An 18,528-nucleotide genomic window follows, 5' to 3' on the forward strand; every position below is an offset into this window, starting at 1 on the left:
TCCATGACGGATCAGCTTTCCCTCTACAATGGCGCTCTGATCAAGCTTGGTCAGCCGCGCCTTGCCGCCCTCACGGATGAGGGGAAGGCGCGCCGTGCGCTCGATGCCGAATACGCAAAGACTGTGAAGGGCTGTCTGGAGGCGGCGTTCTGGAATTTCGGTATGCGCTTCGTGCAGCTCGAAAATACGCCTTCGGAAGCCTCCAGCTTCGGCTACCAGTATGTGTTCGACAAGCCGGATGATTGGCTGCGCACGGCCGGGGTGACATCCGATCCCTATGGCAACGTGCCACTGCTCACTTACGACGACCGCACCAGCCGCATTCTTGCTGATATCTCGATCATCTATCTTCGTTACGTTTCGAATGACGAAGACTTTGGCATGGATCTTGGTCTATGGCCGCAAACCTTTGTCGATTATGTCGAGACAAGCCTTGCCTGGACGGTTTGCGAGGAAATCACTGGTTCGGTTGATCGGAAAGACCGCCTCGAAAAGGCGCGGGACAAGGCCAAATACAAGGCCTCGAACACAGATGCCATGAATGAGGCGGTAACTAGATACCCGCCGGCCGGGCGGCTCGTTCAAAGCCGTGGCTGGTCCTCTCGTCGTAGGCCTGACGGGCTCCGATAGATGGCAAAAACCAATGCGCCGCTGCTGGCCTTCAACCGGGGGCTCGTTTCCACCTCTGCGCTCACGCGTGTAGACGTGGACAGAATAAGACTGAGCGCCGAAATTATGGAAAACTGGCTGCCCAAAACAGCCGGTTCCATGTTCCTGCGTCCCGGCTTCGGCTATCTCGGGTCCAGCCGCAACAACGCCTTCGCGATCGACATTCCCTTCGTTGCCGCCACCGATGACACAGCGCAGATTGAGTTTGCCGACGGCAAGATGCGGGTTCGCATCGATGACGTGCTGATCTCGCGGGTTGTGGTTGCAACCACGATTTCGAACAGTAACTTTGCCACCTCAGCAAGCTGGACGGACGGTTCGACATCAGGCGGCACGCTAACTTTTGGCGGGTCGGGTCTGATCCTCAATGCTGTCAATGTTGGCGGTCTGGCACTATGCCGCCGCCAAATCGCTGTGGCCGGCGGTGATGTGAATAAGGAACACGCTCTCAGCATCAGCGTGACGCGCGGCCCGGTGACCTTCCGCTGCGGTTCGACCTCTGGCGGCGACGAATACGTTCCGGAAACCACGCTGCGCACCGGTGCCCATAGCTTGGCATTCACGCCTACTGGCGATTTCCATGTGCAGTTTCAATCAGATCTGGACATCGATAAGATTGTGGCATCGTGCCAGGTCGCTTCATCTGGGACCATGGAACTGGATATCCCCTATGTGGCGGCCGATCTGCCGTTTGTGCGGTGGGATCAGTCGGCAGACGTGCTTTTCTTGGCCTGCGATGGCTATCAACAGCGCCGGATCGAACGGCGCGGGACCGGCACCAGCTGGTCGATTGCGCTCTACCAGCCTGAGACCGGCCCATTCTTCGGTGCTCGGTCGGCAAAGGTAAAGCTCAAGGTTGCATCGACAAGTGGCAACACAACCCTGACGGCAGACAAGCCATTCTTCAAATCAACGCATGTCGGTGCCATCTTCAGACTGTTCAACGAAGGCGTAAACCAGTCGTTCAAACTGGGCGCGAGTGGAGCCTATACAGAACCGTTCCGCGTCACGGGGGTCGTAGGCACCGACTATAACGACCGGAACTGGTTCTGGACAGCTACCGGCACCTGGGTCGGCACGATGAATTGGCAGCGGTCCTTCGACGGCCCAGAACAAGGCTACAAGACCTTTCGGAAAGAGAAATCAAGCGGTGCGATCGACATCACCGCCAACGCGGCCAATCAAGAAAATCGCGACGATGACGACAACGCAATCATCTGGTACAAGGTCGGATTTGCGGATGGTGCCTACACCTCAGGTACGGCCACAATGGCTATTACCTATGATGGCGGCGGCTCGTACGGGGTATGCCGCGTCACTGGCTTCACCTCTTCAACGGAGGTGAGCGTTGAAGTCCTCGATCGGTTCGGGACGACAGACTACACCGAAAATTGGCAGGAAGGCATCTGGTCCGACAAGCAGGGGTGGCCTGGTGCTGTGGCCTTCGACAAAGGCCGGCTTGGCTGGGCAGGCAAATCCCGATTCATCTTCTCCGTCACCGACGATTACGAGAATTTCGATCCGGACTATGAAGGCGACGCCGGCCCGATCAACAGGACGCTCGGTTCCGGTCCAGTCGACACCATCAACTTCATGCTCTCACTTAGCCGCCCGATCATCGGAACGCCTGGGGCCGAGTTTTCAATCAAGTCGACATCGTTCGATGAACCGCTAACGCCGCAGAACGCCCAGGCTGGGACGCCATCAACGCAAGGCTCTCGACAGGGCGTGGCGGCGGCAAAGATTGATGGTCGCGGCATCTTTGCCCAGCGCTCGGGCAAGCGCCTTTTCGAATTGGTCTTTAGCCCCGACACTTACGAATACTCCCCGCGTGACCTGACGCTGCTTTGCCCGGATCTGACCGGATCTGCCAAGGTGGTCGGGATGGCTACCCAGCGCCAGCCGGATACCAGGGCGCATTTCTGGCTTGATGACGGCTCGGTCGTTGTGCTCACCTATGAGCCGACCGAAGACGTGACTTGCTGGTCGCGGATCAGTGCCGGCGGCAGTGGCTTTGTCGAGGGCGTGTCTGTCCTTCCGGGCGAAGACGAAGACCAGGTGTTCTACCGGGTCCGGCGCACCGTGAGCGCGTCGACCGTTCGTTATCTGGAAAAGATGGCGATGGAATCGGAATGCGTGGGCGGCACGGTCAACAAGCAGGCCGATAGCTTCATCATCGTTCCCGCTGTTACTGGAACAGCCGTGACCGGCCTTTCGCATCTGGAAGGCCTAGGCGTGGTCGCCTGGGGCGCTGGGAAGTATCTCGGCGCCTACACGGTGTCCGGCGGCTCGATCACGCTGAGCGCGGCTGTGACGGCCGCTGATGTCTTGGTGGGCCTGCCCTATACCGCGCTCTATAAGTCGACCAAGCTGGCCTATGCCGCCTCTGCGGGCACGGCTCTGAGCCAAATCAAGCGGGTCAACTATGTCGGCCTGATTATGGGCCTGGTGCACAATGACGGCATCGAAGTCGGCCGCGATTTCACCAACATGGACAGGCTGCCGCGCCTCTACCAGGGCCGGCCGGTGACTGCCGATGAAATCTTTACCGACTACGAAGAGCCGGCAACGGCTTTCGGTGGGGAGTGGAAGCCCGATAGCCGCCTCTGCATCCGTGCCACGGCGCCGAAGCCTTGCGTGTTGAACGCCGCGGTTGTCACGGTCGAAACAAACGACAAGGTCTGATGGCTCACGAAGTCGTTCCGCTCACGCGGGAGCATCTACTTGAATGGTACGGCGACAAGGGCAGCGGGCCAACGGTTCGGGGCATCGCCGGCCTTGTCGATGGCAAGCTGGCGGCTGTCGCTGGCTTCTGGTTCTCGGGCGGCAACGTTATTGCGTTCTGCTCGCTGAAGGATGAGGCGAGGCCTTATCGCCATGCCATCCACCGGACGGCTCTTTCGCTCCTGAATGACGCCAAGGCGCGCCACAAGCGGATTATCGCGCTCTGTGATCCTGACGAAAAGACCTCGGCTAAATGGCTCTCGCGGCTTGGCTTCAAGCCTGACGATGGGGATGTGTGGACATGGCAGACTTCGGACTAACAACCATCCTCGGACTTGTCGGGACTGCCGCTTCTGCCGCTGGCACGCTGGCGGCCGGCGCGGCTTCCAAGAGCGCTGGTGATTTCCAGGCGGCACAGCTCGAACAGCAGGCCAAGGAAGAAAAGGCTGCGTCCCAACGCGAAGCCGAACGCGCGACCAAGGAAAAGAAGTTCGTTCTTTCGCGTCAACAGGCTGTGGCCGGCGCTTCTGGCCTCGGGGCGCTCGATGAAACGGTCCAATCCCTGGCCGGCGATATCATCACGCAAGGCGAGGTCAACAAAGGCATGATCCTTTATGGCGGCGAAGAGCGGGCGAAGGGCAGGCGGGCACAAGCCGCCGCGGCTCGCATGGAAGGCAAAGCCAAGCAGACGGGCTCATATTTCGGCGCCGTTGGCACGCTGATGGATGGCGTGGGCTCTTTCGCGAAGGACTGGAACCCTGACCCATATGTCGCGCCGGAGAACCTAATTTATGGCCCTTAAGCTTCCTGGTGCCGAAGACCTGAGCTCGCCTGTCAGCGGGCGTTCGGGTCGGCCGATTGCCTCCTTTGATGGTTCTGCCATCGGGCAGGGCATTGCACAGCTCGGCGCCGGTGCGCAGTCGATGTCGCACGGGCTGAAGATCAAGGAAACGCAGGCGCGCGAAACGGTCGACAAGACAAAGCTGTTCGACACGGAAAGCCGATTCCAGCAGTTCAAGTCGGCTCGGGCGCAGGATCTTACCGCTGCTGGCGATAAGGCAGAACCTGGCGCCTTCGGCTTCAAGGAGCAGTATCAGGGCTCATACAAGGAAGCAGCGAAGCAGTTCCTGTCGACTGTCCCGCCAGAGCTAAAGAAGGTCTATGACGCCAAGCTTTTCAGCACGGAAGAATCACTCATCAATGGCGAGGGCGGCGCTGGCGACTTCGAACGAAAGCAGCGCAAGGCCTATTACAAAACCAGCGTCGATGAAGGCCTGACGGCCATTGAAAGCCGGCTCTACAGCGACCCGTCGAAATTCGATGATGCGGTCTTCGAGGGCAACAACTACATCGACTCCATCCCTGACGAAGATGTAAACCCGATCGAAAAGGATGCGCTTCGCCGCGGCTGGAAGGCCAAGGCACAGCTTGCCGCTCTGAACGGCATGAAGCCGGCCGACCGGCTCCGGGCGCTGGGTGAGGCTCCGGGGCAGGACGACATCATCCAAGCAATCCAGGGCGTCGAAAGCGACGGTGATCCTGGCGCCGTCTCGCCGAAGGGCGCTATCGGCCTTATGCAAGTGATGCCGGAAACGGGGATCGAGATTGCAGACGAAATCGGCGACCCGAATTTCCCGGCCTCGCCCGACGCGCAAGCCGAATACCTGAAAGACCCGGATGTCTCTGAGCAGTACGGTACGTACTATTTCAACAAAATGCTTGCCCGCTATGACGGCGACACGGAAGCGGCACTCATTGCCTACAATGGCGGTGCGGCTCGGGCCGACAAGTGGCTGGCCAGCGGTCGCAATGATGCCGTGATCCCGCAGGAGTCGGCCGACTATTACAAGAAGGTGATGGCTCGCACCAAGGGCGGCGCCGATGTCGGTGGGCAGGCAAGCGGCGGGAAAGAACAGCCGGTCATCATCGGCGATGCTGCCGGACGCGTGGGAAATCCCGACGTTGCCGGCGTCAACAGCGTGGTCATGTCGCGCTTCAAGCAAGTGCAGAACGCATTCGGCGCCTCGGTGCCGATCGTCTCTGGCTTTCGTGACCCCGAACGGAACGCCAAGGCTGGCGGTGCCCGCAAATCCCAACACATGCACGGCAACGCGCTGGACCTCGATGTCAGCAAGCTTTCGAACGAAGAGCGCGTCCGGCTTATCCAGACGGCTTCGTCGCTCGGCTTTACCGGCATCGGTGTCTATGCCAATTCGCTGCACCTCGATATCGGCTCCCGCCGTGCCTGGGGCGCCTCGCATCATTCGGACAGCGTTCCGACCTGGGCGCGCGAAGCCATCGCCTCACATATGGCCGGCAAGGCTGAACCGCTCGGGCAGCGCGGCGGTGCTGGCTTCAAGATCGATTCTCGCTTCGCCGATATGGACTATGTGTCACGCGATGCAATCGCCAAGTCGACACAAAAGGACATTCAGACTGAGGCGACCGCGACCCGCGTTCAACAGCAGGCGCAATACACGGCCTATGACGACTCTGTCGGCCTCGGCATCGAAACCGGCAAGATTGTCAGCGCTGAGCAGATCCTAAGCGACCCGATGCTGAACGATGGCGACATCACCAAGCATCTGAAGGCCTTTCGCTCGAAGCAGAAGGAAGAGGGGGGCGTTGGCGAACTGGTTTCGGCTATCCTGGCGGGGAGCCCTGCAGCATCGGTCAACAGCTTCGACGGCGACCAGAAGTCGACCGCGAACAAAGCCTATGACCAGATGATGAAAGTCACGCCTGAAGAGCAACAGCCGATAGTCACGCAAGGCTTCGTCAAGGCGACCGGCTACATTCCCGACACGCTTCAGGCGAGGGTTAGGCAGGGGGCCGCCTCCAAAAACCCGTCCGTCTTTGCCGCTGCCATGTCGCAAGCTGATGCGCTCCAGACCGTCGCGCCTGTTTCGTTCGGTGCCGTCGAGGGCGCGGCCGACATTCGCGACAAGCTCGCGGCCTTCCGTCATTTCGTGAATGACCGGGGCATGTCCGGCGAAGAGGCATCGCAGGCCATCCTTGCCATGGACGACCCGGCGCAAAAGGTGAACCGCGAAGTTCTGAAGCCGGGCTTGGACAAGTTCACAAAGACCCTGACGGTTGCCGATGTCACCAACGCCTATGATCCGAGCGTCTTCGTTTCGGAACCCGGCGCCGGCATCATGCCCATTCAAACCAACGCGCTCCTGGCTGAGTACAAGGAAATCGCGGAGGAAAAATATTACGAGACCGGCGGCGACACTGGCGCGGCGAAAGCTCAAGCGCTGGCTGAACTAAAAACCCGTTGGAATGTCAGCAACATTTCCGGCACGCCCAACCTGATGCGCCTGCCGCCTGAGCTGCATTATCCGGCGATCGACGGCAAATATGATTATCTTCGCGACGACGCCCTGAAGACGGCGGAAAGCTACGTCGCCGGGGTCCATGACGGGCGCAAGGTCGACAACATCGCCATCATCCCGACCGCCACGACGCGTGCGGATATCGAAATGAAACGACCGCCGCGCTACCGGCTTTTCTACCAGTACACGGAAGACGGCCAAAAGAAGTTTGATGAGGTCTTTGCCGGTCCCTGGGGGCTCGATGCAAAGGCGCTCGACACTGGCGTGACCAAGGGCGCGGAAGACGCAAAGAAGCGGTTCCTGGCCCGCCACAGCCTCAATGACGCGGCCAACGAAATCGAGCGTGGCGCGGCTTCCGATGCCGAAAGAATCCTGGATGACCCGAACTTGCCGGACTGGATGAAGGCCAATCAGGCAATCCAGACGAAAGACCTGGGCAAGGCAAATGCCGACCAACTGCGGATGGGCGGTGGCGACCTTGAACTTACAGAACCTGCGCCGGAAAACGTTCCTGCTCCTGAAGTCGACCCGCTCGGGCTCGGTTCCAATCTGGGTGTCCCCTGATGCCAATCCTGCAATACCCTGAAGACCGCCCGGCCCTAGGCACGTTCGGCGCCGTCGACTACAAGCCGGCGGCGGAAGAAGCCGAAGTCGCTCCTGACGTGGCAACACTGCTTGCCGCGAGCTTCAGGCAGGACAATACGATTGGCTCGATGGCATCGAACAAGCTGGCTGGCGTCGACCTGTCCACGCGCGAAGACGGCTTCAGCGGCGATGTGATGTGGGACCAGATTAAGGGGACGCCTTACGAAACGCATTGGGATCGGTTTGCGAGCGTCTTCAATCGCCCGGGCTTCGAGGCGATGAAAGCTCAAATCGACATGGAAACTGAAGACCGGCGAACGGTCGATGCGGGCGGCTGGTGGGGGACGGGCGCTTCCATGCTGGCGAGTGTTGTCGACGTGCCGTCCTTAATTCCTGGCGGGCAATTGGTCACAAGTGTTCGACTTGGGCAGGCAGCGTTGCGAACCGGCGCGCGAACTGCTGTCGCCGGGGCGCTGGGTGCTGGTGCTTCTGAGATAGCCTTGCAAGCCACACAACAGACTCGGCCCTTGGCCGAAAGCGCGGTTGCCATTGGTGCCGGTACAATACTGGGCGGGCTGCTCGGCGCTGGTGCTGGTGCTCTGTTCTCCCATGCGGAACGGAAAGCGGCTTTCGCCTCCGTCGAGCGCGCATTGCAGGACCACGTTCCGACGCCTGAACAGGTTGCAGCTCATGCCGAAGGCATAGGCGCTGCGGCCGTCGATCGGCCCGTCCTGGGTGACTACGGCATCGCCTCGGGCGCAAAGACCGTGGGCGCGCTGCAATCCGGCTTCAATCCGACGTTGCGAGGCTCGCATAGTCCCTCGGCGCCGTCTCGTGAGATTATGGCCAACATGGCGGAGACTGGCTACTACATCGAAAAGAATGTGCGCGGCGAAGGCAATCTCGCCGTCGAAAGCGCCGTCAAGTATTGGGACCGGGGCGCCCTGACTAAAGCCCTGGAAGACATGCGCGGCACATATGCCAAGGCACGGCAAACGCCCGGGTTTGAGATGAGCCCGGAAGAGTTTCGGACTGCCGTCAGCAAAGCAATGCGCCGCGGTGATGTCGGCGAAAACGACGCAGTGTCGGCGGCGGCGCAAGCCTGGCGCAAGACGCTCTTCGACCCGCTGAAGGATGAGGCAATCGCAGCGGGCCTGTTGCCGGCCGACGTCAACGTTAAGACGGCAACGTCCTATCTCACGCGCCTCTGGAATGCTCCCCGGCTCAATGCCGGCGAAGCGCGCTTCAAGCAAATCGTCAAGCCATGGATCGATGACCAGCTCGCGCAACTAGAGTTCAAGGCCGATGAAATCCACGTGGGCAATCGGATTGTCGATGCTGAAAAGCGGCGTGAGGCATTCGGCCAAGTCTCGGAACGTCTCGAAAACATAGAAAGCCGTCTGGCTGGTCGGCAGGGCATCCGGCAGCGCAAGCAAGCCGAGCTCGGGCAATTGCAACAGACCCGGCAAGACGTTCTGAAGGAGCGCGCTCCGGCCGACCTGGTGAAGATGCTGCGCGGCACCGACGAAAATGCCGTGATGGTCGACACGGTGAAACAGGCGCGGGCTGCTGCTCGATCGGCTGGCAAGAAACAGTCGTTTGCCGAACGGTCGCCCGTCCTGGCGCTGATCAAGAACAAGGGCGGTGTGCGCGTTGGGTCAAAGCTCGATCGAGAGTTGCGCGCACTGGACGTGACGCCAAAGTCCCATCCCGGCCTTTTCATCAAGAAAGGCGGGATTGGCGATGTCGACAACTTCGTCCAGTCGGAAGATGAGATTTTCGCCAATCTGCCGGCCGATGGTAGCGGTTACGTCGACCCGGTGGCGGTTATGGAATCGATCCGCTCTGAGCTGGGCGGAAACCCGCTGCGCACGGCAGAGGAAGAGGCCACAGCGGCGGCGCTCGATAATCTTGACCAAGTGGCCAGCGAATGGCTGGACCGCGTGGGGCTGGCTCCCAATGCCTCGGTGAAGGATGTCCGCGACTTCATCGCACGCGTGACCGGCGCCGAAAAGAACACGGCCGGCATCGACACGCGCATCTCCCGTTTCGAGCAGGAGATTGAAGACTTCGACCGCACAACCGACGCCATCGTCAACGAAAGCAAAATCACTGCGGCCGAGGCAAAGACCGTAGGCGAAGAACTGGAGAAGCTGGAAGCCGAACTTGATGCCGTGCAGGATCTTGCCAATTCGTCGCCGCGCGTGGCGCTAGTGGTCGACTACGGCATGACACGGCGCGACTTGTTCAAATCGAAGCTGAAGGAGCGCTCGCTTTCCAAGCGCGTCGATGGACTGAAGCGCCTGGATGCCGAAGGCGGCGCCAACGATGAAATCCTGGCCGAACTTAACGCCAAGTCGATCGACCTGGAGCGGCTGCGCGCCAACATCGACGGACTCAAGGCGAAGGCTGACAAGCTCGAACCGATGATGCCCAAGGTGAAACAGGAAATCCCTGATTTTGTATCGCCGGAAGACCGCGCCGATTATGTCAAAGGCATCGTTGACGATATCTTCTCTCAGCTTACGGGCCGCGCAAATCAGGGCATGCCGTCCTATGACATGACGATGTCGGCTCGCGGCCCGCTGAAGGAACGCACTTTCAACATTCCCGATCACCTCGTTGAAGACTTCCTCGAGCACGACATTGAACTGATCGGCCGGCGCTATGCCCGCGTCATGGCGGCCGATGTCGAGCTGACGAATCTGGATAAGCGCCTCGGTGGCGCCGGCAAACCGACGCTGCAAAGCCAGTTAGACCGGGTGAGAGCGGATTACCTGACCCTGCGCGAAGCGGTGAATGCCGGTGACTTCGAACCGAAGGCGCGCGAAAAGGCGCTGCTGGAGCTCGCTCGTAGCGAGAAGAGCGACATCGAAGACATTGGCAGCGTGCGCGATTTGCTGCGCGGTCAATACAAGGTCGACACGCAACACACTAATTATGCTCGGGTGCTGCGCGTGGCCGGCGTGTTCAACTATATGCGCTCGCTGGGCGGGGTACTCGCCTCGTCGCTCGCCGATGCTGCCCGGCCGCCGATGGTTCATGGCCTGCGCCGCTACATGGGCGAGGGCATTGCGCCGCTGGTAACCAACCTGAAGGCGATCAAGTTGGCCGTCGAGGATGCCAAGCTGCTGGGCGCCGTGACGGAACGGTCGTTGCAGGGGCGCCTTGCAACGATGGCCGAACTGGCGGACCCGTATGCCAGCAACTCGCCCTTCGAACGCTTCATGGATAACGCTGCGAACGTCTTTTCCAAGATGACGCTGCTGCCGTTTTGGAACGATATGCACAAGTCCATTGCCTCGGTTCTGGTCCAAAACCGGCTGCTGAAAAATGCCGCGGTGGATTATGAAAAGCTCGGTAAGGCCGAACTGAAATATATGGGCTTCCTCGGCATTGATGCTCATATGGCCGAACGGATTTCAAAGCAGTTTGCCGAGTTCGGCGATGTCGACGGCAACGTCCACATTCCGGGAATTGCGAACTGGAGCGACGAGGGCGCACGGCGCGCGTTCGCTGCCGCGGTCAACAAAGACGTGGACAGCACCGTCGTCACGAAGGGTGTGGGCGATGTCCCGTTGTTCGCTCATACCCCAACCGGGCGGGCTCTGCTCCAGTTCAAAACGTTCGGTCTTGCGTCCAACCAAAGGGTGCTGATGCGCGGCCTTCAGGAAGGGCCTGGCTCGTTCATCTCCGGCACTCTGGGCATGACCACCTTGGGGATGGTCGCTGCCTACGCGAAGATGAGCGAATCGAACCGTGACTGGAACGACAATCCTGGCTACTGGATTGCTGAAGGGCTGGATAAGTCCGGCATCTTCTCGCTTGCGTTCGAGGTGAGCAACACCTGGGAAAAGCTGGGCGGCTCGGGGATCTACGTTGGCGCCGCTAAGGCCTTTCCCGACAGGATGCAGCGGGCGCCAGCGTCACGATATGCGAACCGCGATGCTTTCGGCGCCTTGCTTGGCCCGTCATTCCAGCTCGGGACCGATGCGGCGCAATTGCTCGGTATCGGCGTGCGGGCAACTCACGGCGACATCGATCTGAACGAAGCTGATATCAATCGCGCTTCGAAGATGATCCCGTTTTCGACGCTGCCCTATTGGCGGTGGATTATCGAAGGCGGCGGCATCGCAGGGACCGATATAAAACTCGGCGATTCCGGCCTAAAGCCGCAGCTCAAGCAAGCGGTTTCCGATTAGCATCGGCGCGGCTGACGATTTCGCGCTTCAGGCTCTCCACTTTGCCAGACATTGCCCGCTTCGCTCGCACACTTTTTGCGGCAGAGTTGAGAACCATTTCTCGTAGGAAACGCAGGAACCATCGACCAAAAAAGATCACCACAAGCAGCGCGGCGCCAGCGATGATGAGCACCAACTTGTCATCGAAAGCTCGCTGCGCAGCGAACTGCTGCTGGCTGGCAATGTACTCAGTGGTCTTAGTGTAGTCGATGCCGCCATACGTGTTGAGCGCAGGCTTGGCAAACGGATTCTGGTCTTCCTGATAGTGAACTATAGGCATCTCGCCTCTCCCCCTTGCCTCGCCTCAAGCGAGATATTTCCCCATGGAGTAAACTAAAAATGGCGACCACTTCTGTTGATCAGGTCACTGGCTATGGCGAAACCTTAGCACTGAAAGCGCCATGTCGACTAGCGACCACGGCAAACATCGCCCTGAGTGGTTTACAGACGATCGACGGCGTGGCAACGGCCGCCAATGACCGGGTGCTGGTCCGCATTCAGAACACGCCCTCGCAAAACGGCATTTACATCGCGGCTAGCGGCACCTGGCAACGTGCCCGCGACATGGACAGCAACCGCGATTTGACGAGGGGGACGCGGGTCTATGTCACGGAAGGTGATTCTGGGCCGGCCGAGTTCGAGGTCACCACAGAAAGCCCGATCACCGTAGGCAGCTCATCCATTGCGTTCGATCTGTCGGCAGGCTCCGTCAACGCTGCCGCGCTTTCTGCGGCGGCGGCAGCTGCAGAAGCATCTGCTGATATTGCTGCTGGCTTGGCTTCTGCCTTCATCCTTTCTGAGAACACGTTCGACACCAAGACAACGGCTGCGGCCTGGTCCCCGATCGCCGCGCCCAACTATATCAGGACTGCCGGTGCGCTTGCTGCTGATGATGGCAGCGGCGCTGTCTTCGCTAAGGGAACTGGTTCGGGCGGGTTTACAGTCACACTGTCGGGAGGGGGAACGCAGGACTATAAGCCGTCGCTCGCGCGCGGGTTCGATATTCGCTTGTTCGGTGCTGGTCCCGCGAGGACCGCCGCGCAGAACTCGGCGGCGCTCACTCTGGCAATGAGCTATGTGACAGAGCTATGGGTGCCGCCGCTAGCAACTGGCGAATACATCGACGTGAACAATGAAGTCACTGTTCCGGCGCACGTCAAAATCCGTGGTGCCGGCTGGCACTCTCGCATCCGGCAAACCGTCCGCGAAAAGAACATCTTCATCGCCGGGGATCACTGCTCCTTTGAAGGGCTGCACCTGATCGGCGATAATCTGCTGACCGGGGCGGATTTCACCAAGAACAACGGCATCTACGCATCTGGTAAAAAAGGCGTTCTGGTCCAAAACTGCTTCGGCGAGAAGTTCGAAAGTTGCGGTGTTCAACTTCGCGGGTGTCTTGATTACAAAATTCTTAACAACGTCTTCTTCGCCAACCCATGGGGCGCAATCGCCAGCTCCGGCGACATCGTTGTCTACTCGCCCGTAGCAGCAGGCCGAGGGTTAATCTCCGGGAACAGTTGTTTCTCAAATAACTCTCAGGGTATGTTCCTCGATGCACTAGGTTATGAAGCCCACTTGATTGTCACAAACAATCATTGTGTGACGCTCGATCCTGCGACATGTATCGAGGGTGGCACATGGGCTGAAGCGACCGTCGATTATACTGGAGTGACAAGCACGGTCCGTCGTAGGCACGGCATCGTCATAGGGTATAACAGCAGTTCTGTCGGGGGTCCCCACTCGATCATTTCTAACAATATCTGCAAGAACACTCGTTGGACTGGTATCTACAAGCAGGGTGTCAGCGAAGGTGGGGTTCTGATAAGCGGGAACCATTGCAGTAATAACGGCCTTGATAACTCGAATTCGATCTCTGGTGGTATTTTTGTCAACGGCAGCGGTAAAGACCTCGTCACCGGAAATATCATTGAAGATTTCCAGAACACGACCTCCGCGACTGGCGCTATTACAATCAATACCGCTTCGCCGCTTGGCGTATGGACTAAGGTCCACGGCAATCTCATCACGAACTCTCTCGGCCATGGCATCGCGTTGACTGCGCAGACTGCACTTGTGGATGTGGCGGGCAACCAGATCATCGGCTCGGTATCAACTGACATCGAGGCTATCTCCAGCGGTGCGGCTGGGACGGGTGGTCACCACATCCACGACAACAAGATCAAGCGGACCAGCGGCAATGACGTGCGCGGCATCCGGATACAAACGGGCGGCACGACCCTAGTCACGACTGTGGAGCGCAACTCTATCGAGGGCTTCGACAACACCAACGCCGTCAACACTAACGCCGGCATCTGGACCAACAGCCCGTTGGTCGTTCGGATCAGGGATAACCACGTAAAGAATTTCCATGTCGCCATATCTTCCGGGGCGTTCTTCACGGTGTCCACTCGGTTCTTTGACCTGGTGTATGAAAACAACATCATTGAAGACTGCACCGGGGGCTTCGGCTTGGCCGCAACGAACAACACTGTTGTTGTTCCTCTCGTGGGCAATCGCTTCATCAACGTGACGAACAAAATTGCAAACGGTTCATCCTCGTCGGCTGGTGGCACCAAGTGCGGCTACATCTGCCGCAAGGATGACGACAGGCTTGTCGTGCTTGAGTTGGCAGCGGCTCCTACGGTTGGAACGTGGGCGGCTGGCGACAGGGCGGCATTCCCGGCGCCAGCTGCGGCGGCGGCTCCCGGCGCGATCTGCACGACGGCCGGGAATCCTGGAACGTGGAAGGCCGAAGCGGCCATTGCGGCATAGCCCGCTACTGAGCTCCAACACCTCAAGGAATGCACCATGGACCTTTCTTTCAAGGGCGCCGCTCGGCGCCTTGATGACATCGACTTGCCCAAGCTTGGCGCCCTGATCGGCGTCGGTGAGGACGAGTTGCACGCCTTTATCGACGTTGAGACGCGCGGATCGGGCTTCGACCCGCAGGGGCGGCCGATCATCCTGTTCGAACGGCACAAGTTCTACAAATACGTGCCGGCGTCGAAGCGCACTCAGGCTGTCAACGCCGGGCTCGCCAACAAGACACCGGGCGGCTACGGCAAGGAGAGCGAGCAATATGGCAAGCTTCTGAAGGCCATCGCCATCGATCGCCAGGCCGCGCTCTATTCCTGTTCGTGGGGCCTCGCTCAAGTCATGGGCTTCAACCATAAGCTCGCCGGCTTCGATACAGTCGAGGCCATGGTTGCCGCCTTCATGGAAGACGAAGAGGCGCACCTTCAGGCGGCGGTCACCTTCACCAAGAACACCGGCCTTGACGATGAATTGCGCGCCCACAATTGGGCCGCCTTCGCGAAGGGCTACAACGGCGCGAACTACCGGATCAATGCCTACGATTCCAAACTTGCCGAAGCATACCGCAAGTGGAGCCGCATCAAAGATACGCCGCAGGCAGCCCCGCCAGCGCCAGCGAAGCCAACCCCGGCTCCAAAGCCAGCCACGCCTCCCGACGCTTCCCAGCGCCTGCCTACGCCAGCCGCAAAGCAAGGCTTCTGGGCCGCGCTGATCGCCTTCATCCTCAAACTGCTTGGCCGAAAGGGCAAATGACATGTGGACCCGCATCAAGAAGTTTTTCAGTTCAAGCGAGACCATTTTCTGGGCACGGCTACAGGCGGCCATCGGTGTCGTTGCGACTGTCGTCACCTACGTCGACCCGCAAGTCCTTTCGCCGATTATTCCGGGCGAGTGGTTCCCCTGGTTTCTCGTCATCAACGGCGTGCTGACTGAATTCCTTCGCCGCCGCCGCGCTGAGGATCTGTGATGGGCAGCGCCATTCTTGCCGCCATCATCGGCAACAAGACCATCATGGCCCTTTTCGCCGCGGTCGTTGGCGGGCTCGGGCTCTACGTCGCTGGCGGCATCAACCGGGCCAAGAAGGAAGCGGCAAAGCAGGCGGCCGGCAAACTGGCTGCCGCTGAAGACCGCCTCGAAATGGACCGGGAGGCTACAGCGGCCGAGCGCCAAGCCGCCGGCATGACCGACGCCGAAGCAAGGGAGGTCGCGGCCAAATGGGCAAAGCGCTAATCCTGTGCCTGGCGCTTGCCGGCTGCTCGGCAACGGCGCCGATCGGCAACCCGCGCGAAGTGTGGTGCGACCATAATCAGCCGCGCCGGCCGTCCCTCGTTGTGGTCGCTGCGATGACCAGGCCCGAGCTGGACGAAATGAATACCCACAACGCTCAGGGCACCCAGTGGTGCGGGTGGCGGCCGTGAATAGCAGTGCATGGAAGGGCAGGGATTGTGGAAGGTGATGACATGAACACGACAACGAATATCGCCGAAAACGTTCTTCTCCTCGCCGTAGCGCGGGTGTCGATGGCGCTGGCGCTGCCGACCATCGGCCTCATCGCCTTTTTCGGGTCGCAATGGCTGGATGGCCGGTTCGACGCACAGGCCAATCATGTCAGCCAGCGCATTGACACCGTTACGGTGACAGCAGCACGCGCGAATGATTCCGCTGTTCGGGCGAATGAGGTAGCCGGCAAAGTCAATGACCGGCTGATCGCGGTTGAGACAAAACAGGTGCAGGACATGGCCGCGAATGAGCGGTTCCAGAACGGCACGCTGAACAGGCTCGACAGGGTGCAAGATTCGATCGTGGGGCTTTCAAATGCCGTCGCTGCGTTGACTGCCACTCTTCAGGCGATAGCCGAAGATCGAAACCGGCCGCCGGCTCCCTGACCGCGGGCTTTCGCCTATACCCGGCGTGTCGTCAAGGCTGACTGGCGGTAGGCCGCAGCACATAGCGCCGCAGCTTCCAATCGAAAACCACGCCGGCCGGTGCTTCAAACCCTCGCGTCGGCTTTTTTGTACCTTCGTGCCGGGCCTGCTGGCGCTTCGCCTTCCTGATCCTCGGCAAGTCCTGGGTGTGGGTCTTGACCTCGCCGCACTTGAAGTGGGCCGGCGCGCAATTGGTGTTCAGATCCGGGCCAAGCAAGGCGAGGGCGCGTCTGTGTTCGATAATCCAGCGGTCTTCGTGACGCTGGATAGGCTCTCCGCAAAGGCAGCACGGCGCGATGTTGTGGCCGGTGCAATGCTCGGTGAAGATGGCTTGCCGACGCTTGGCCGACATGCGGGCTCGGGGAGTGTTTGTTGTCAACGCTGTGTTCCCACTGCGGCAAGCGCGGCTTCGGCTATCTCTGCACGCTTCATCCATCGATCTCTTTCGATCGTGCAGGAACGTAACGCACGTTCGGCGGCATCGGCCCGCTGCGTTTCCGCTTTGGCAAATTGCTCTGCTGTGTTGCGAGCCGCCGTCTCTCCCCGGATCTGGGCAGTCAGGTCTTTGATTGTCTTCATGGCTTTGTCCTCAGGCGAACGCCTGGGCCTCCGTTGGCTGTATCACCATCATCAAGAAAAATCACACCCGCGCCTCTCAGGGCGTCGGTTACCGCGTCAAGCGTGCCCGTCCGGACCTTCACGCGTTCCGCGCCAAACGCCTCCATGTTTCGTATCGTGTTGGCGCTAACTCCCGCTTTGTCAGCAAGGGCTATCTGCTCCATCCCCACAAGGGATCGAGCCGCCCGTATTTGGTTCCCAGTAATCGCCATTTTGTCCCCATATGCATCAATTTTGGTATAATACACAAATTCTTGTTGACGGCAATCCAGCATCGGGGATATGGTTAAAAAACCAATCAGGTTGGTATTGGTAACCAAAACCGGGAGATAAAACACATGCCGAACACCTCTGTTCGGGCTGCCGCCGAAGGCATGCCCGCAATCAACCGCCGCCGCCTTCTGCTAGGCCTCGCGGCTGCTTCAACCGCCGCCGCAGCCGTAACGGTCGCGCCTGAAGCTCGCAGCGGACAGATCTCCGAAAACCCGGAACTGCTGCGCCTCGGAAACGAGTTCCCAGCCGTCGCGAATGAATACCGTTCGGCGCTCGCCGCGCTGAACGCCATCGTCAACAAATGGTCGAAGGTCTGGCCGGTGGCGCCGGATGAAATCATCGCGGCTCGGCAATTCGACGGCGCCGGCAACACGATGGAGCGGGACATTACCGGTCATGGCCTCTGTCATGCGACCGGGCGGCCGCGCTACATCTACTCATGCGAAAATCTGGATTGGGAACTGAAGCGCGCAAAGAGCATCTTGAAAGGGAAGACAATCGACAAGCGCGCGCTCGGCGGTCTGCCTAACCGTGCCGCCTGGGAAGATGAGCTTGACGTACTGGTTGCGCAATACACCGCCGCCGCCAAGTATGAGGCGGAAAAGGCGCGTGTTCTAGCAGCGTCGGGGCACGACGCCGCTGACCGGCGCAAGGCCGCAGCGGCGCAGGCTCTGATCGGCGCCATAGACGCCATCATGGCGCAACCCGAAACAACGATGGCCGGGGTGGTGATCAAGGCGCAAGCTTTGGCTGCCTGGAGCGCGGTGGAAAAATGGCAGCGGATACTCACGCCGCAAGCCGTTGGTTGGGGCTCAACGCTCTCGGCCTCGGTCCTGCGCCTTGCAGGGGAGGCATGACGATGGCCGCCACCAAGGAAAAGACTACCATCGCCGATCTGGAGCCGCTTATCTGCGACGCGGACAACATGGTCGATGTGCTGATGGACCTATTGGATCGCCATTTCGCCATGAGGCCAGATCGCGCGGATGGCGGAAACTACGTCCTCACCGAGGCAGAAGGAGATCGGCTGTTCTTCGTCGCCAGTACGGCGGCGGCGATGTCAATGAAGGCGAAGAAAGCCTATTACGAAGCGCTCGGGGGCAACGCGTCATGACCGCGCCTTCTGACGACCTTAACGACCTCCAGTCCGATATCGGAAACCTGCACCAGTTGCTTGAAGTTCTCTATGATCAGACCGGGGAGCAGGAGTTCCAGCGCGACGGCAAGCGGATCGCCCTGGCAGACCAAATCCACGCGCTGGCGATGATTGCCCGCGACCTTGCCGAGCGCCTGAATGCATCGGCTGACGCCTGCCATACCAAGGTGATGGCCGACGCCAAA

At 59.8% G+C, this 18,528-nt stretch carries 19 protein-coding genes; 15 read left to right on the top strand and 4 right to left on the bottom strand.

Annotated elements, in window-relative coordinates; genetic code table 11:
- Nucleotides 1–3: 3 nt before the first annotated feature.
- The 6 genes from CIT31_RS16170 (at nucleotide 4) to CIT31_RS16195 (ending at nucleotide 11,518) form a co-directional block, all read left to right on the top strand.
- Entirely contained in the window at nucleotides 4–630 is a 627-nt protein-coding gene (locus CIT31_RS16170; protein ID WP_095519446.1) for a phage connector family protein, read from the top strand.
- Complete coding sequence (locus CIT31_RS16175) at nucleotides 631–3,354, top strand: phage tail protein (RefSeq protein WP_095519447.1); 2,724 nt, start codon at nucleotides 631–633, stop codon at nucleotides 3,352–3,354.
- The gene (locus tag CIT31_RS16180; RefSeq protein WP_095494825.1) at nucleotides 3,354–3,713 is read left to right on the top strand and encodes a hypothetical protein; all 360 of its coding nucleotides are present in this window, start codon (nucleotides 3,354–3,356) and stop codon (nucleotides 3,711–3,713) included. The genes CIT31_RS16175 and CIT31_RS16180 overlap by 1 nt, the downstream gene beginning before the upstream one ends.
- Nucleotides 3,695–4,195 carry a hypothetical protein gene (locus tag CIT31_RS16185; RefSeq protein WP_095519448.1) on the top strand — a complete coding sequence of 167 codons (501 nt, stop codon included), beginning with the start codon at nucleotides 3,695–3,697 and terminating at the stop codon, nucleotides 4,193–4,195. The genes CIT31_RS16180 and CIT31_RS16185 overlap by 19 nt, the downstream gene beginning before the upstream one ends.
- Nucleotides 4,185–7,295 (top strand): transglycosylase SLT domain-containing protein, encoded by a 3,111-nt coding sequence (locus CIT31_RS16190; RefSeq protein WP_095519449.1) that lies wholly within the window; start codon nucleotides 4,185–4,187, stop codon nucleotides 7,293–7,295. The genes CIT31_RS16185 and CIT31_RS16190 overlap by 11 nt, the downstream gene beginning before the upstream one ends.
- A gap of 98 nt (nucleotides 7,296–7,393) precedes the next feature.
- Nucleotides 7,394–11,518: a hypothetical protein gene (locus CIT31_RS16195; protein ID WP_206073381.1), complete on the top strand. Its 4,125-nt coding sequence runs from the start codon at nucleotides 7,394–7,396 to the stop codon at nucleotides 11,516–11,518.
- On the opposite strand, the gene CIT31_RS16200 is transcribed toward CIT31_RS16195, so the two are convergent.
- Nucleotides 11,496–11,837, bottom strand: a complete 342-nt coding sequence (locus CIT31_RS16200; RefSeq protein WP_095519451.1) for a hypothetical protein — start codon at nucleotides 11,835–11,837, stop codon at nucleotides 11,496–11,498. The two genes, CIT31_RS16195 and CIT31_RS16200, sit on opposite strands and share 23 nt — an antisense overlap.
- Before the next feature lie 59 nt (nucleotides 11,838–11,896).
- Between CIT31_RS16200 and CIT31_RS16205 the strand changes: the two genes are divergently transcribed.
- The 6 genes from CIT31_RS16205 (at nucleotide 11,897) to CIT31_RS16230 (ending at nucleotide 16,257) form a co-directional block, all read left to right on the top strand.
- A complete protein-coding gene (locus CIT31_RS16205) occupies nucleotides 11,897–14,329 on the top strand; it encodes a right-handed parallel beta-helix repeat-containing protein (protein WP_095519452.1) in 2,433 nt (810 codons plus the stop codon).
- Nucleotides 14,330–14,365: 36 nt separating this feature from the next.
- Nucleotides 14,366–15,124: an N-acetylmuramidase family protein gene (locus CIT31_RS16210; RefSeq protein WP_095519453.1), complete on the top strand. Its 759-nt coding sequence runs from the start codon at nucleotides 14,366–14,368 to the stop codon at nucleotides 15,122–15,124.
- A 1-nt stretch (nucleotide 15,125) separates the two neighbouring features.
- Nucleotides 15,126–15,338, top strand: a complete 213-nt coding sequence (locus tag CIT31_RS16215; protein WP_095519454.1) for a hypothetical protein — start codon at nucleotides 15,126–15,128, stop codon at nucleotides 15,336–15,338.
- Entirely contained in the window at nucleotides 15,338–15,601 is a 264-nt protein-coding gene (locus CIT31_RS16220) for a hypothetical protein (protein ID WP_095519455.1), read from the top strand. Before CIT31_RS16215 ends, CIT31_RS16220 begins: the two co-directional genes overlap by 1 nt.
- Nucleotides 15,586–15,789 carry a hypothetical protein gene (locus CIT31_RS16225; protein ID WP_095519456.1) on the top strand — a complete coding sequence of 68 codons (204 nt, stop codon included), beginning with the start codon at nucleotides 15,586–15,588 and terminating at the stop codon, nucleotides 15,787–15,789. Before CIT31_RS16220 ends, CIT31_RS16225 begins: the two co-directional genes overlap by 16 nt.
- Nucleotides 15,790–15,891: 102 nt before the next feature.
- On the top strand, nucleotides 15,892–16,257 hold the full coding sequence (locus tag CIT31_RS16230; protein WP_133116164.1) for a hypothetical protein: 366 nt from the start codon (nucleotides 15,892–15,894) through the stop codon (nucleotides 16,255–16,257).
- 31 nt (nucleotides 16,258–16,288) lie between these two features.
- Here the strand turns inward: CIT31_RS16230 and CIT31_RS16235 are convergent, their stop codons facing one another.
- The 3 genes from CIT31_RS16235 to CIT31_RS16245 are packed head-to-tail and all read right to left on the bottom strand — an operon-like array spanning nucleotide 16,289 to nucleotide 17,252.
- Complete coding sequence (locus CIT31_RS16235; protein WP_095519458.1) at nucleotides 16,289–16,648, bottom strand: hypothetical protein; 360 nt, start codon at nucleotides 16,646–16,648, stop codon at nucleotides 16,289–16,291.
- A gap of 23 nt (nucleotides 16,649–16,671) precedes the next feature.
- Nucleotides 16,672–16,875: a hypothetical protein gene (locus CIT31_RS16240; protein ID WP_095494837.1), complete on the bottom strand. Its 204-nt coding sequence runs from the start codon at nucleotides 16,873–16,875 to the stop codon at nucleotides 16,672–16,674.
- Complete coding sequence (locus CIT31_RS16245) at nucleotides 16,872–17,252, bottom strand: helix-turn-helix domain-containing protein (protein WP_245316327.1); 381 nt, start codon at nucleotides 17,250–17,252, stop codon at nucleotides 16,872–16,874. Before CIT31_RS16245 ends, CIT31_RS16240 begins: the two co-directional genes overlap by 4 nt.
- On the opposite strand from CIT31_RS16245, the gene CIT31_RS16250 reads away from it, so the two are divergent.
- The 3 genes from CIT31_RS16250 to CIT31_RS16260 all read left to right on the top strand — a co-directional run.
- Nucleotides 17,253–18,044, top strand: coding sequence for a hypothetical protein (locus CIT31_RS16250; protein WP_095519459.1), 792 nt, complete (start codon nucleotides 17,253–17,255; stop codon nucleotides 18,042–18,044).
- Between the two features lie 2 nt (nucleotides 18,045–18,046).
- Nucleotides 18,047–18,301: a hypothetical protein gene (locus CIT31_RS16255; RefSeq protein ID WP_095519460.1), complete on the top strand. Its 255-nt coding sequence runs from the start codon at nucleotides 18,047–18,049 to the stop codon at nucleotides 18,299–18,301.
- Nucleotides 18,298–18,528: hypothetical protein (locus CIT31_RS16260; protein ID WP_133116165.1), on the top strand; the 231-nt coding region annotated here is incomplete at its 3' end. The genes CIT31_RS16255 and CIT31_RS16260, both read left to right, overlap by 4 nt.

The sequence above is a fragment of the Mesorhizobium wenxiniae genome (assembly GCF_002284535.1).
GTDB lineage: Bacteria > Pseudomonadota > Alphaproteobacteria > Rhizobiales > Rhizobiaceae > Mesorhizobium > Mesorhizobium wenxiniae.